Source organism: Pedobacter psychrodurus, from assembly GCF_004331735.1.
In the GTDB taxonomy this organism is placed as follows: Bacteria; Bacteroidota; Bacteroidia; order Sphingobacteriales; family Sphingobacteriaceae; genus Pedobacter; species Pedobacter psychrodurus.
In genome coordinates, this window is record NZ_SJSO01000015.1 from 67,797 (window position 1) to 82,746 (window position 14,950).

Here is a 14,950-nt window from a genome sequence, read left to right on the forward strand (position 1 = left end):
AAATTTAAATTAATTTGCTTTTGCTTGTTGTTCTTCGAATAGTTGCATGGCATCAATTAAAGCATGAACGCTTGTAATTGGTAACGCGTTATACATCGAAGCACGGAAACCACCAACACTTCTGTGTCCTTTAATACCAACAATACCTTGCTCTTCAGCATATTTCAAAAATGGTTTTTCCAACGCTGGGTTTTCCATTACAAAACAAATATTCATTCTAGAGCGGTCTTCAACTGCACAGGTTCCTTTAAACAACGGATTACGATCAATCTCTCTGTAAAGTGCTTCTGCTTTTTGTTTGTTTTCTTTTTCAATTTCAGCAACACCACCTTTCGATTTTAACCAACGAAGGTTTAATAGAGCTACATAGATGGAGAAAACTGGTGGTGTATTGTACATCGAATCATTATCGATATGCGATTGGTAGTTCAACATCGATGGAATTTTACGGTCAATTTTACCTAAAACCTCATTTTTAACAATAGCGATGGTTAGACCAGCAGGGCCTACATTTTTTTGAGCTCCAGCATAAATTAAATCGAATTGAGAAACATCGATTACACGGCTCATAATATCAGAAGACATATCGCAAACAACAGGAACGTTTGTTTTAGGTACTTCGAAAAGCTCAGTTCCGTAAATGGTATTGTTTGAAGTATAGTGGAAATAAGCACTATCAGCAGGGATTTCAAAATCCTTTGGAATGAAAGTATAATTCGCATCTTTCGACGACGCAACTACATTCACATTGCCGATAAATTTAGCTTCTTTTAATGCCTTGGTTGCCCAAACACCAGTATCTAAATAACTTGCTGTTTGTCCATCGCCCAATAAGTTCATCGGAACCATTGCAAACTGTAAACTTGCACCACCTTGTAAAAATAAAACGGAATAACCCGACGGCACATTTAATAATTCCTTTACCAATTTATCAGCTTCAGCAACAACTGCCTCAAATTCGGTTGTTCTGTGCGAAATTTCTAAAATTGATAATCCATCGTTAAAATCTAAAACAGCCTGAGCTGCTTGTTTAAACACTTCTTGAGGTAAAATACAAGGGCCTGCGCCAAAATTATGCTTCATCTTATTATATAATGTTTTATGGGCGTAAATGTAAAATTTTTAAAGCAGTTATGCCCATAAAATCGTATCATAAAAAATTAAATTTTGCTAAAAAAAAGCAGAAAATTGATCAATTTGTTGCAGTTTTTGTAATTAAATCGTTTAACTAAAGTTGTTTATTCATTTTTTATTTTGAGCAGTAATTATAGCATTTTCATCAGTTGGTAAACCTTTTTCAGATTCAGCAATTTAATGTCATTTCTAGCTTATAAAAACAACGTTAATTGCGATTTGAATTAGCAGGTCTGATCAGTTACCTGCTACTGATTAAACACAATTTCCCCTTTTATAACTATTTATCACAACTGCTAGATTGCCGATCTTCGTATAAATTGAATTTGTCAAACAAAAATATGCGATAGCTGTTAATTAGGAGAGCAAAACAAAAGCGATTTTCAAACGCTATTACTAACCTATTTAAAAATTAAAATGTCGAGTTTATGAAGCATCTAAAATTTTCGTCAACGATTACAGCCTGTTTATTTATAACAGCATTTTACGCTTGTAAAAACAATGCAACTGAACAAACAGCAGAAACTAAAATTGATGTACCAGCTGATAAAATTGAGCAGATAAAAAGCTTGGGTTTTGGTACTAGCAACGTAGAAAAGTATGAGGATGGATACGTAGTAGAAGGTGATATTTTTTTAACTGAAGAAAATTTAACTGAAACAGCGTCGGGAATTAGCCTTAATATTGCTGAAACTGAACAATACAGGACCAAAAACCTTGTTAAAAGTTTACCACGAGTAATCAGCATATCGGTAGGCTCCAATTTAGCAGATCCATACAGTAAAGCTGCAGATATCATGATTTCAAGGTATAATGCGTTAGACTTAAGGATTAAATTCAAAAGAGCGATGTCTGGCAAAACAGGCGATATACACATCGGTGGCTTCCGTGAGGGCCCTAAACCTAATGGTACAATTTTGCTTGGGTATGCTGGCTTTCCTAAAGCATCAGGTGAGCCACATCCAAACATTAAAATGAATATACATCCGCAGGCCTATGGTACTAATCCAAACAAGAATTACATCGCTTCTGTACTCCAGCATGAAATTGGCCATTGTATTGGTTTCAGACATACCGATTATATGAACCGTAATTTTAGCTGTCCGAACGATCCCGGAAATAATAATGAGGGGAAGGATGATATTGGTGCCATTCGCATTAAAGGAACACCATCAAAACCAGACGCCGGATCTATAATGTTAGCCTGTTTTGATGGTAGCAGCAGTACTTTTAACGATAATGATATCGTTGCACTTAAGCATCTTTATAAATAAAAAGAAAGAAAATTATTTAATAAAGGCGTTCGATATCACTACAAAGACGCCTTTTTTAAATATCTTTAGCCAGTTGGTTAATGTTTACGGTCTGTTCTTAAGCATCACAATTAACTTTAAGTTAAACTGCCTGCCTGTTAAATAATTTGGAATGGCGTACTGAACATTATCTACATCCTTTAGCCATAGATAAGAAACCGTGTTGTCGATATTCAGCATATTAAAAACCTCGAAAAAGAGAATAACCGAACTAAAATTCTTGTCCAAAAACTTAGGTTTGTGCAGTGCGGCGTCATCGAGGAAATCTTTAGAGAAACCGATATCTACACGCTTATACGATGGGATAAAAAACTTATCCAAATACCTTGGCGTTTGTGATGGGCCAATTGGTAGCCTTGAACCATAAAGCGCGTTTAAGTGCACTTTATAAGTTGGACTATTTAATAATCTATCTTGAAAAAATATAGAAAAATTTAAACGCTGATCGGTTGGCCTTTTTAAATAGCCAGGATAAATTGTAGTTCCATTCTGGACATAACTATCTCCGATAATATCTTCATTTGCATGCATTACCGACATTCTGAAATAGGAAACCAGATCTTTAACAAATTCACCCCCAATACTAAAATCGGCACCATAAGCATAACCGCGCGATACTTCATCGGCAAGGTATTTAATTCTCAGGTTATCTATTTTATATGGAATCAATCGGTCAGAATATTTAAAATAAGCCTCCGAAGTAAATTTTAACCGCGTTCCGAAGGCATCGAAAGCATACTCATAGCCAAGAGAGGTATTGTAAGAACTTTGCGCTTTTTGATCGATATTTAGCACGCCCGAAAAACCACGAATGGTTCTGTAAGAAGGCGGTTGTTTATAAACACCAGCAGAAAACCTTAAAATTTTATTGTTCGAGTTGGGCCTGTAAGCAATTAACATCCTCGGACTGATTAATAACTGTTTGCTTAAGGAACTGTATGTAGCGCGTACTCCCAATTGCAGTTCTGCCGAATTTGAAAGTGAATAGCTATCCTGAATATAGGTACTGTAGTTTTTGATGTCGATATTATTCTGCACGTTAATCACATTTTGCAAAGTGATGTTTTTCGAATTGTTAGGTAAAATGAAGCCGGCAGAATCAGTGTAATTGTACTCGTTCAATTGGTCGTTAAATTTCGAATTGTCGAATTTTATCCCCCAGGAAAAAACATGGTTATTAAAATTCTGATCTATCTTAATTTCGGATGCAAAAATCTGTGTATTCAGGCTGTTCCGTCCATAGTTATAATAGCTACCAATGCCTCTGTTTTTATTGATTACACCAAAATTTTCACCAGAAAAAGTATTATCTACTTCATCGAATGTATAACTTCCATTAATATCGAAACGCTCCCTTTCGAGGGTGCTGAAGTAGCTGTTGATAAACTTGATGACCAAGTTTGGTTTAGGAGAATAAGTAGCGGTTATGGCACTACCTAAAGTTTGGTAATCATCAATCTCTTGTCCGGTATAATCAACATTTAACCTTAGCGTTGTACTCAAAGTTCCAAACTGTGTTTCTCGATTGGTTGGCACCAATTTAAACTGACCGAGGTTAAAGCTCCCTAAAAAACTGATATTGAATTTTGGCGAAAAATCATATTGATACAGGAGTTGAGCATCAGCAAAATTAGGGTTATAACTCCCTTTTTCATCATGTTTAATCAGTACACTCGAATTGTTTTTATAGCGTAAACTAGCTAGTAGGAAACTGTTTTTGAATATCTTTTTAGTCGTTAACGAAGTATTTAAAAGACTAGTACTAAAGATAGTTTGATTACTGTCCGGTTTATCGTATTTGATGTCTAAGATCGATGAAAGTTTATCACCATATTTCGCTTCAAAGCCACCTGCAGAGAATTTTGCTTTACTCACCAGATCTGAATTGATAAAACTTAGTCCCTCCTGTTGTCCGTTGCGGATCAACACTGGTCGGTTAATTTCTACATCATTAATGTAAATTAGATTTTCATCAAAATTACCTCCTCTAACACTATACTGGGCACTTAATTCGTTATTTGTAGAAACACCTGGCAGCGTTTTGAGCATGGTTTCAAAATTGCCAGAAACCAAGGGTATTGATGAAACATCGGCAATATTAATAGTAGTAGTGTTACTTAACTGATTCTGTTTATTGGTAATGTTAACCTGCTCTAACTCATTAATATTGGCAATTAAGTTTACCTGTTTAATAATCCTAGCACCTGAGCGCTCATTAAACTTTAAAATTTGAGGCTGGTAACCTAAAAGAGAATATTTAACGCTAAAAGTTTTCGATTTTGAATAAATGGTATACACGCCAAATTCATCGGTTACGGTAGATTGTGCCTGACCTAAAACAATCACCGTTACCTGCGATAATGGCAATTTCTCATCGCTGTAAACTATTCCCGAAACCCTAACTAACGGCTGAGCCACAGCAAAACCGCAACCAGAAATTAAAAGAAAAAGGATTAGCCGAAATTTGAGCATAGATTACGCGTAGAGATTTGGTTAAATTAGCCACAGATGCGCACAGATATTCTTCTTTTTCACAGAAGTATTGATTAGGTTAGAATTTTGAATCGAAAATATTTGTCCAAAATTTGTGTCTATCCTTTTGATCTGTGGTTGAAAAATCTTAAACGTTTATGCTGGTGGCCGTCAAGCTTTTCATTTTGGAAATGGTTTCTGATGGATTATCCGTTGCAAAAATTGCATTTCCAGCTACAAAAGCATTGGCACCTGCCGATACTAATGTACCAATATTTCGTAAACCAACGCCACCATCAACTTCGATAATTAAGTTTTCGTTTACACCTTTAATTAAGGCTTTTAAATCCTTTATTTTTTTGTAAGTATTATGGATGAACTGTTGCCCGCCAAAACCTGGATTAACCGACATAATTAGTACCAGATCAAGGTCTTCAATTACATCCTGTAACAAAGTTACCGGAGTATGTGGATTTAAAGCTACACCCACTTTGCAGCCAGAAGCTTTAATTAGTTGAATAGTTCTGTGCAAATGCGTACAGGCTTCATAATGCACGGTGATTCGGTCTGCTCCTGCCTCCTTAAATTCACCAATAAATTTATCAGGCTCAACAATCATTAAATGTACATCCAATGGTTTGGTAGCATGCTTTTTTACAGCAGCCATTATTGGAAATCCGAAAGAAATATTCGGCACAAAAACACCATCCATTACATCAACATGAAACCAATCGGCCTCACTTTGGTTAATCATTTCAATATCGCGTTGCAAGTTGCCAAAATCGGCAGAGAGTATGGATGGGGCAATAATGTATTTCATATTTAAGTATTAATCCTTTCAATTATGCAAGTAAATCGCTATCATATAGTATCAGCAAAATCTAAAACGATCGTCACCCTGAATTTATTTCAGGGTCTATCATGCAAGAAATATGCTGAAATAAATTCAGCATGACGCTACGATGCAAGTTACAAAAGAAGTGCGAAAGTTTTTAATTAGAAATACCGATGTTAATCTTTATATCAACAAAAAAACCCTTCCAGTAAAACTGAAAGGGTTTCGAAGTATCTAAAAGTCCCCTTTAGGGAATTTAGGGGCTACGCTTGTGGCGCAGCTGGTTTTTCTGGTCTTGGCAATAAAACTTTACGAGAAAGTTTCATTTTACCTTGTTTATCGATGTCTAATAGTTTAACCTCGATTTTATCACCTTCTTTTAATACACCGTCCATAGTTTCTAAACGTTCCCATGAAATTTCAGAGATGTGTAATAAACCATCTTTACCTGGCATAACCTCAACAAATGCACCAAATGGCATAATTGATTTTACTTTACCTTGGTAAACTTCACCTATTTCTGGTTTAGCAACGATGTTACGGATACGGGTAACCGCTGCATCAATTGCTGCTTTGTTATCTGCAAATACTTCTACAATACCTTTACCATCAACTTCTTCGATAGAAATTGAAGCTCCGGTTTCGCGTTGCATTTCCTGGATAATTTTACCTCCAGGGCCGATAATTGCACCGATAAATTCTTTATCAATAGTTAAAGAAACAATACGTGGTGCATGTGGTTTGTAATCTTCGTTAGGGCTGCCGATGGTTTTCTTCATCTCGTTTAAGATGTGTAAACGACCTTCTTTAGCTTGTAATAAAGCTTTAGTTAAAACTTCGTAAGATAAACCATTGATTTTTAAATCCATCTGACAAGCAACAATACCATTTTCAGTACCAGTTACTTTAAAGTCCATATCACCCAAGTGATCTTCATCACCTAAAATATCAGAAAGGATTGCGTATTTACCAGTTTTCTCATCAGTAATTAAACCCATTGCAATACCAGAAACCGGCGATTTGATTTTAATACCCGCATCCATTAATGCTAGTGTACCTGCACAAACAGTTGCCATTGATGACGAACCATTGGATTCTAAAATATCGGAAACGATACGGATTGTATATGGATTTGCTTCACCTTGAGGCAATACTTTCTTCAATGAACGTTGTGCTAAAGCACCGTGACCAATTTCGCGACGGCCAGCGCCTCTGTTAGGTCTAACCTCACCAGTTGAGAAACCAGGGAAATTATAGTGCAATAAGAATTTATTATAGCCATTATAGAAAGCACCATCAATCATTTGCTCATCATCTTTGCTACCTAAAGTAACTGAAGTTAACGATTGTGTTTCACCACGTGTAAATACAGCCGAACCGTGAGCAGCAGGTAAATAACCAACTTCACTCCAGATTGGACGGATTTCTGTAGTCTTACGACCATCTAAACGGATACCTTCATCTAACAATAAATTTCTAATGGCATCGTACTGAACATCATGGTAATAATGTTTAGCCATTGCTTTAGTTAAATCTGCAGTATCTTCTGGCATTGCTTCGAAGAATTCGTTAATGATCGCAGTAAAACCTTCTTTACGTACATCTTTATTGCCACCAGCTTTTGCTACAGCATAAACTTTATCGTAAGTATCAGCATAAACTTTAGCTTTTAAATCAGCATCATGGTCTTCATGGTTGTATTCACGCTTAACGGTTTTGCCGGTAGCTTCAGTTAATTCAACCTGGATAGCACATTGAACTTTAATTGCATCATGCGCAAATTTTAAAGCTTCAACCATTTCATCTTCCTGAATTTCATCGCACTCCCCTTCAACCATACCTATATCATTAGCCGAACCAGCAACCATAAACTCTAAAGTTGCACGCTCTAATTCGCTAGCTTTCGGATTTATAATTAATTTACCATCGATTTTAGCAACACGTACTTCAGAAATTGGACCATTGAAAGGAATATCAGAAACTGATAATGCAGCAGATGCCGCTAAACCTGCCAAACAATCTGGCATGATATCTTTATCAGCAGAAATTAAAGAAATCATCACCTGCGTATCAGAGTGATAATCACTTGGGAACATTGGGCGTAAAGCTCTATCCACTAAACGAGAGATTAACACTTCGTAATCAGATAATCTTGCCTCACGACGTAAAAAGCCTCCTGGAATACGGCCTGTAGCCGCATATTTTTCTTGATAATCAACCGATAATGGTAAAAAATCAGTGCCTGGTTTAGCACCAACAGTTGATACTACCGTTGCTAACAACATCGTATCGCCCATTTTTACTACAACCGAACCATCAGCTTGTTTAGCCAATTTACCAGTTTCAATTTCTACAATTCTGCCATCGCCCAAATCGAACGATTTTTTTATTACATTCATTTAATTAGAATTATGATGTGTTTTCCTCTTTCTACACACCGTTGTTTATATATGTTTTGTTTTTGCAAACGAAGATAGGATTAAAAAAGCCTATCTATAACAAATCCCGTCAAAAATAATTAACAGGAAATTAAAAAGCCACTCTCTAAAGAATGGCTTTAATGATAAACTTGCGCTTATTTTTGTTTAATGATATCACGAAGCGATAAAGCTTTGATGATAGCACGATAGCGCTCAATATCTTTTTTGTATAGGTAAGCCAAAATACCGCGGCGTTTACCTACCAATTTTTGAAGTGACAACTGAGTTGAAAAATCTTTACGGTTTTTCTTTAAGTGTTCTGTTAAGTGCGCAATACGGTATGTAAATAACGCTACTTGACCTTCTGCAGAACCAGTATTGGTTTCTACTTCTCCGTGTTGTTTAAAGATTACGGCTTTCTTTTCTGGACTTAAATACATTCTTGAATAATATTAAAGCAATAAAAAATTAATTAATTATGGCGCAAAGGTAAGGCTATTTTTATTTATAAGCAAGTGTTATTAAATGATAGTTAAAAGTCCCCTTTAGGGGATTTAGGGGTAAAGCAATGTTCAGTTTCAGGCGGTTACTACACTCCCGCCCTCGTTACAATCTTTTTGTGATTGTCAGTCTGAGCCTGTCGAAGACCTGCATCAAAAAGTATTTCCAATAACAAAAGCATTTCTGGGTTCTCTTTATCAAACGACATATGAAGCTTATACGTTTGGCTTACGGATGATAATACCTTTTCCTTGGGGAGATTTTAAAGGCTTGCCACCATTCATGGTAACTGAAATGTAGTTAAGTTGCAAAACACCAAAAAAGCGCTGCTCGGGCGAACGACTTAAATAAACATTTTCACGCTCTTCGACTATTGTTTCGCGTGGAATTGTAATATCAGATAAAGTTAGCTTTCCCATTTCATATCAAAAATACGATAAATTGCAACTAATACATAACATCATATTCACATTTAGCAAGTAATACTTTACATTCAGTCATTATTAATACTTTTGCAAAAAAAAAAAATATTTACCCTTGGAAAAGAATCAATATAGCATTTTCGAAAGTGAATTGCGCGTACGGCCTGATGATATTGACATGTTTAACCATGTACATAACAGTAAATACTTAGATTATGTATTGGCAGCCCGTTACGAGCAAATGGAAAAGTTCTATAACATGCCTTGGGAACATTTTACAAAACAAAGTTTGGGTTGGGTAGTAAGTCATGTTGATATCAATTTCAAACGTCCCCTGTTGATGAACGACTTAATGCTAATCAGAACAGGTATTTTAACCATGAACGATAAAGGCTGTGCTGTTCAGTTCGAAATAGTCAATCAAAAAACCGGTAAAATAGCATCAGATGGTATTTTTGATTATGTATTGATTGATCTCAATACAGGCCGTGGAACAAAGGTTTCAGAAGAAATGATTAAGGCATATAGTATTTAATATTGATTACACAGATTAATGAGGTTACAGAGATTTTAGTTTCGTCCTCATGTTATCCTAATTAAATTGTGACTAAATATAATTAAAGACATCCAATCAAAATTTCCATGCGCTCTGTGTTTCCGTGGCAAGAAAAACTCATAAATTTAACCTAAATCGTCTGTGAGACACAGACCATGGATCAGTGGAAAAAAATCCATCAATCAATAATAATTGGTCATCAAAATTTGACAATTCAAAATTTTATTTATATTTGCGTCATCAAAAAGGCCAGAACAATGATAGTATCTGCAATCCGTTTGAGGTTCTAAATAACCGAGGATTCCCTCCCATTTCAATTTTTAGATATGTACGCTGAAAGGCGTATAATTGATTTATACATTACACCTTACTTTATTATTATATGTCACATTCCACAAAGGCACAGGGCAAATTATCGTCTTTTTTCGATATCCTGGTACAGTCTTTAAAAGGTCACGAAGTTGATTTAACTTCAATTAGTATTAAACGCGCAATTATTTTATTGGCTATTCCAATGATGCTGGAAATGGCTATGGAATCGGTTTTTGCTTTGGTCGATCTGTATTTTGTAGGTCATTTAGAAAATAGTAGCCATGCCATACAAACCGTTGGTTTAACGGAATCGGTTTTGACCATTATTTATTCGCTGGCCATTGGCTTAAGCATGGCTGCAACTGCAGTAGTTGCACGAAGGATTGGTGAGAAAAATCCTGAAGCGGCATCAAAAGCGGCTATGCAAACTATTGTGATAGCGGTTTTCATTAACATAATAATCAGTATTCTCGGGTTAATTTACGCCAGAGAAATTCTATTGCTCATGGGTGCTTCAACTGAAACTGCTGAGCAAGGTATCGCATTCGTTCGCATTATGATGGGTGGAAGTATCATTATTGTACTTTTATTCTTAATTAACGGGATTTTTAGAGGTGCTGGTAATGCAGCAATCGCAATGCGGAGTTTATGGATCGCCAATATTGCGAATATTATCCTCTGCCCTATTTTTATTAATGGTTTAGGTCCAATACCTGCATTTGGTTTAACGGGGGCTGCAATTGCTACTACAATTGGTCGTGGTTTGGGTGTTACTTATCAGATTTATAATCTGTTTAGTGGTAAAAATATATTAAAAATACGCATTAGTCATTTCTTGCCTGATTTTGCGCAGATTAAGGCTGTCGTTAAGATTGCTGCGCCAGCCATTTTTCAATTTGTAATTGCGAGCTGTAGCTGGGTGTTTTTAGCAGAACTGATTGCCACTACTGGTGGCGATACGGGATCGGCAGGTTACCAAACTGCATTACGACTAATGATGTTCTTTATGTTACCAGCATGGGGATTAAGCAATGCTGCAGCTACGCTGGTAGGTCAGAATTTAGGCGCAGGCCATATAGACCGCGCTGAAAAATCGGTATTTCAAACCTTGAAGTACATTATTATTTTTATGGCAGTTGTAAGTGTGCTGTTTTTAACCTGTGGGCATTTGTTCGCGGCATTTTTTACATCAGACGAAAATGTGATTGCCGTTGCAAGCAAAGCTTTAAAAATTTTAAGCATTGGTTTTGTGATTTATGGAGCAGCGATGGTTTTTAGCAGTGCATTTAATGGCGCTGGCGATACCTGGACACCTACCAAAATTAATGTTTTTGCTTTTTGGTTATTCCAGATTCCTTTAGCTTACTTTTTGGCTAAATTTTTAGAAATGGGGCCAACAGGTGTTTTTATTGCCATACCAACGGCTGAAGCTGGTATTGCAGTAGCTGCCTATATTCTGTTTAAAAAAGGTAAATGGAAGAAAATTAAGGTTTAATTTTTTACCACAGATAAATACAGATGCACACAGATATATATTGTCAGATTGAATAAATATTATCTGTGTTTATATGTGGTTAATTTTAAGCATCAGGTCATAAAACTCTTCAAAAGAATTACTACAAATGGTTAATAAATCTGATTGGAACGAACATCCCGATTTTCTACCTATCGGACCAGCATTGAACCAACATCGGGATAAAGTGGAAAGCAGGACTGCAGTAACCGAAAAACCACTGCATTTGCTTTTCAAATTAATGTATCTGGTATCGATATTTTCTAGATTAAAAATTACCTTAAAAAACATATCTTTGCGCAAAGATGAAGCATATACGTAATTTTTGCATTATTGCACATATCGACCATGGTAAAAGCACCTTGGCTGATAGGTTATTAGAATACACCGAGACAATTTCGAAGCGTGAAGCACAGGCGCAGTTGCTCGATAACATGGATTTAGAGCGTGAGAGAGGCATAACTATTAAAAGTCATGCCATACAAATGAACTATAAAGTTGGTGATATTGAATATAATTTCAACCTTATTGACACACCTGGACACGTAGATTTTTCATACGAAGTTTCACGTTCTATTGCTGCCTGCGAGGGTGCTTTGCTTATTGTTGATGCTTCGCAAGGGATTCAGGCACAGACCATTTCCAACTTATACTTAGCTTTAGAGCATGACCTTGAGATTATTCCTATTTTAAATAAAATGGATTTACCTGGGGCAATGCCCGAGGAAGTTAAAGACCAAATTATTGACTTGATTGGATGTAAACGTGAAGATATTATTCCTGCATCAGGTAAAACTGGAATGGGAATTCCTGATATTATACAAGCAATTGTTGACCGCGTTCCAGCTCCGGTTGGAGATCCGGAAGCACCGCTGCAAGCATTGATTTTCGACTCTGTTTTTAACTCATTCAGAGGCATTATTGCTTATTATAAAGTAGTTAACGGCGAAATCAAGAAGGGTGATAAAGTAAAGTTTATTAATACAGGAAAAGAATATCTGGCTGATGAAGTAGGTATTTTGAAATTGGATATGTCGCCACGTAGTGTGGTTAAAACTGGAGATGTGGGTTACATTATTTCTGGGATTAAAGAAGCCAGAGAGGTAAAAGTTGGTGATACTATTACTACTGTGGCCAGACCATCGTTAGATTCTATTCAAGGTTTTGAAGAGGTTAAACCAATGGTTTTTGCCGGGATTTATCCTGTTGATACCGATGAGTTTGAAGAATTACGGGAAGCCATGCACAAGTTGCAATTGAATGATGCCTCTATCGTTTTCGAACCGGAGAGTTCTGCGGCACTAGGCTTCGGTTTCCGTTGCGGATTCTTAGGAATGTTGCACATGGAGATTATCCAGGAGCGTTTAGAGCGTGAATTTGATATGACCGTAATTACAACGGTTCCCAACGTATCGTATATTGCACATACCACTAAAGGTGATGAGTTTATCGTAAATAATCCATCTGATTTGCCAGATCCAAGTAAATTGGATTCGGTTGAAGAACCTTATATTAAAGCAAATATTATTACCAAGGCTGACTTTGTTGGTCCAATAATGTCGCTTTGTATTCAAAAACGAGGAGCGATTATTAATCAATCATATCTAACATCAGACCGGGTTGAATTGGTTTTCGAAATGCCAATGGCCGAAATTGTATTCGACTTCTATGACAGGTTAAAAACACTTTCTAAGGGATACGCTTCGTTTGATTATCACCAAATTGGTTATCGTAAATCTGATTTGGTACGCCTTGATTTATTGTTAAATGACGAACCTGTTGATGCGTTATCATCTCTGATTCACCGTAGTAATGCTTACGATTTCGGAAAGAAAATCTGCGAGAAATTAAGAGAATTAATCCCTCGTCAACAATTTGAGATTAAAATACAGGCCTCTATTGGTGCTAAAGTTATTGCCCGTGAAACGCTTAGTGCATTGCGTAAGGATGTAACGGCTAAATGTTATGGTGGTGATATTTCCCGTAAGCGTAAGTTATTGGAGAAACAGAAAAAAGGTAAAAAACGCATGCGTCAGGTGGGTAACGTAGAGATTCCACAAAGTGCATTTATGGCGGTTTTGAAATTAGATTAGAATAAGATTTGAGATGTTAGATTTGAGACATGAGACAATAGCCGTCCGATCTCAAATCTAATATCTAGTATCTCACATCTCATAAGAATGAAATTATTAGACGGTAAATACGTATCAGAAAAAGTTAAAGTTCAAATTGCAGAAGAAGCTGCCGAATTTTTAAATAAAAGTGGTCGCAAGCCACACCTAGTTGCTATTTTAGTTGGTAATGATGGGGGAAGCGAAACCTATGTAGCCAGTAAGATGAAAAACTGCGAAAAAGTTGGTTTTAAATCATCACTACATCGATATGATAACTCGGTAACTGAAGCTGAATTATTGGCGAAAATTGAAGAAATTAATCAGGATGATGATGTAGACGGGTTAATTGTTCAGTTGCCTCTGCCAAAACACATCGATCCGGAGAAAGTTACTGAAAAGATTGATCACCGTAAAGATGTAGATGGTTTTCACCCTGTAAATTTAGGCAGGATGATGCGTAACCTACCTTGCTTCATCCCGGCAACGCCTTATGGTATTTTATTGATGTTGCAAGAGTATGGTATCGACACCACAGGAATGCACTGTGTTGTTGTTGGTCGTAGTAACATTGTGGGTAGCCCAATGAGTATTCTAATGGCCCGTAACGCAAACCCAGGCAATTGTACGGTAACACTTACACACTCACGTACTAAAGATCTAAAAGAGCAGGTTCTCCAGGCTGATATTGTGATTGCTGCAATTGGTAAAAAGAATTTTGTTACTGCCGATATGATAAAACCTGGTGCCATTATTATTGACGTAGGTATTAACCGAGAAACTTCTGCTGAAACCAAATCGGGATTTAAGTTATATGGGGATGTAGATTTCGAAAACGTGGCACCAAAAGCTTCATACATTACGCCTGTACCAGGTGGTGTGGGTTTAATGACAATTGTAGGTTTACTGAAAAATACGCTGGCATCGGCAAGGAAAGAAATTTATTCATAAACGAAAAGGTAAAAGTTTAAAACTAAAGCGAAAACCTACTGCCATAGATATTAAAAATCGACTCAAATATTTGAGTCGATTTTTTTTACGTGTAATATTTTAAATCCCTACGTGTAATTGTTATATTTGAATTAAAATTTAATTAGATGGATACTAAGTTAACTTTAAGTTTTAATCAAGATGTTGTGGTAAGGGCAAAAAAATATGCCGCTGAAAACAACATTAGCTTATCGCGATTAATAGAGCACCTCTTAACTCAGGTAACTGCTAAAGAATATAAATCTTTAGAAGACTTTCCCATTTCAGATTGGGTGAGCATGGTAGCTGAGGGTGAAGTAGAGTATAAAAAAATGCCAAAATCAACACGTAAAGATTCAAAAAACGAGTACTATTCTTCTAAAAAGTAATTG

General features: G+C 36.3%; 13 protein-coding genes. 7 read left to right on the plus strand and 6 right to left on the minus strand.

Annotated features, from left to right (window positions below; translation table 11 throughout):
• Window positions 1–9: 9 nt before the first annotated feature.
• Complete coding sequence (gene serC, locus EZ456_RS16980; protein ID WP_131532170.1) at window positions 10–1,083, minus strand: 3-phosphoserine/phosphohydroxythreonine transaminase; 1,074 nt, start codon at window positions 1,081–1,083, stop codon at window positions 10–12.
• Window positions 1,084–1,562: 479 nt separating this feature from the next.
• Between serC and EZ456_RS16985 the strand changes: the two genes are divergently transcribed.
• Window positions 1,563–2,408 carry a M57 family metalloprotease gene (locus tag EZ456_RS16985; protein WP_131532171.1) on the plus strand — a complete coding sequence of 282 codons (846 nt, stop codon included), beginning with the start codon at window positions 1,563–1,565 and terminating at the stop codon, window positions 2,406–2,408.
• Window positions 2,409–2,492: 84 nt separating this feature from the next.
• Here EZ456_RS16985 and EZ456_RS16990 read toward each other — a convergent pair whose 3' ends face one another.
• The 5 genes from EZ456_RS16990 to EZ456_RS17010 all read right to left on the minus strand — a co-directional run bounded on the left by EZ456_RS16990 (window position 2,493) and on the right by EZ456_RS17010 (window position 9,094).
• Complete coding sequence (locus EZ456_RS16990) at window positions 2,493–4,919, minus strand: TonB-dependent receptor (protein WP_131532172.1); 2,427 nt, start codon at window positions 4,917–4,919, stop codon at window positions 2,493–2,495.
• 148 nt (window positions 4,920–5,067) lie between these two features.
• The gene (gene rpe, locus EZ456_RS16995) at window positions 5,068–5,739 is read right to left on the minus strand and encodes a ribulose-phosphate 3-epimerase (protein ID WP_131532174.1); all 672 of its coding nucleotides are present in this window, start codon (window positions 5,737–5,739) and stop codon (window positions 5,068–5,070) included.
• Window positions 5,740–6,017: 278 nt separating this feature from the next.
• Window positions 6,018–8,153, minus strand: coding sequence for a polyribonucleotide nucleotidyltransferase (gene pnp, locus EZ456_RS17000; protein WP_131532176.1), 2,136 nt, complete (start codon window positions 8,151–8,153; stop codon window positions 6,018–6,020).
• A gap of 176 nt (window positions 8,154–8,329) precedes the next feature.
• A complete protein-coding gene (rpsO, locus tag EZ456_RS17005; protein WP_116249811.1) occupies window positions 8,330–8,614 on the minus strand; it encodes a 30S ribosomal protein S15 in 285 nt (94 codons plus the stop codon).
• 276 nt (window positions 8,615–8,890) lie between these two features.
• The gene (locus EZ456_RS17010; protein ID WP_131532177.1) at window positions 8,891–9,094 is read right to left on the minus strand and encodes a hypothetical protein; all 204 of its coding nucleotides are present in this window, start codon (window positions 9,092–9,094) and stop codon (window positions 8,891–8,893) included.
• A gap of 118 nt (window positions 9,095–9,212) precedes the next feature.
• Between EZ456_RS17010 and EZ456_RS17015 the strand changes: the two genes are divergently transcribed.
• The 6 genes from EZ456_RS17015 (at window position 9,213) to EZ456_RS17040 (ending at window position 14,947) form a co-directional block, all read left to right on the plus strand.
• Window positions 9,213–9,632, plus strand: a complete 420-nt coding sequence (locus EZ456_RS17015) for an acyl-CoA thioesterase (protein ID WP_131532178.1) — start codon at window positions 9,213–9,215, stop codon at window positions 9,630–9,632.
• A 403-nt stretch (window positions 9,633–10,035) separates the two neighbouring features.
• Window positions 10,036–11,460: an MATE family efflux transporter gene (locus EZ456_RS17020; protein WP_131532179.1), complete on the plus strand. Its 1,425-nt coding sequence runs from the start codon at window positions 10,036–10,038 to the stop codon at window positions 11,458–11,460.
• 127 nt (window positions 11,461–11,587) lie between these two features.
• Window positions 11,588–11,800, plus strand: coding sequence for a hypothetical protein (locus EZ456_RS17025; protein WP_131532180.1), 213 nt, complete (start codon window positions 11,588–11,590; stop codon window positions 11,798–11,800).
• Window positions 11,784–13,571, plus strand: coding sequence for a translation elongation factor 4 (gene lepA, locus EZ456_RS17030; RefSeq protein ID WP_116249814.1), 1,788 nt, complete (start codon window positions 11,784–11,786; stop codon window positions 13,569–13,571). Before EZ456_RS17025 ends, lepA begins: the two co-directional genes overlap by 17 nt.
• 87 nt (window positions 13,572–13,658) lie before the next feature.
• Window positions 13,659–14,540: a bifunctional 5,10-methylenetetrahydrofolate dehydrogenase/5,10-methenyltetrahydrofolate cyclohydrolase gene (locus tag EZ456_RS17035; RefSeq protein ID WP_131532181.1), complete on the plus strand. Its 882-nt coding sequence runs from the start codon at window positions 13,659–13,661 to the stop codon at window positions 14,538–14,540.
• A 146-nt stretch (window positions 14,541–14,686) separates the two neighbouring features.
• Complete coding sequence (locus EZ456_RS17040; protein ID WP_131532182.1) at window positions 14,687–14,947, plus strand: DUF6364 family protein; 261 nt, start codon at window positions 14,687–14,689, stop codon at window positions 14,945–14,947.
• Window positions 14,948–14,950: the final 3 nt, after the last annotated feature.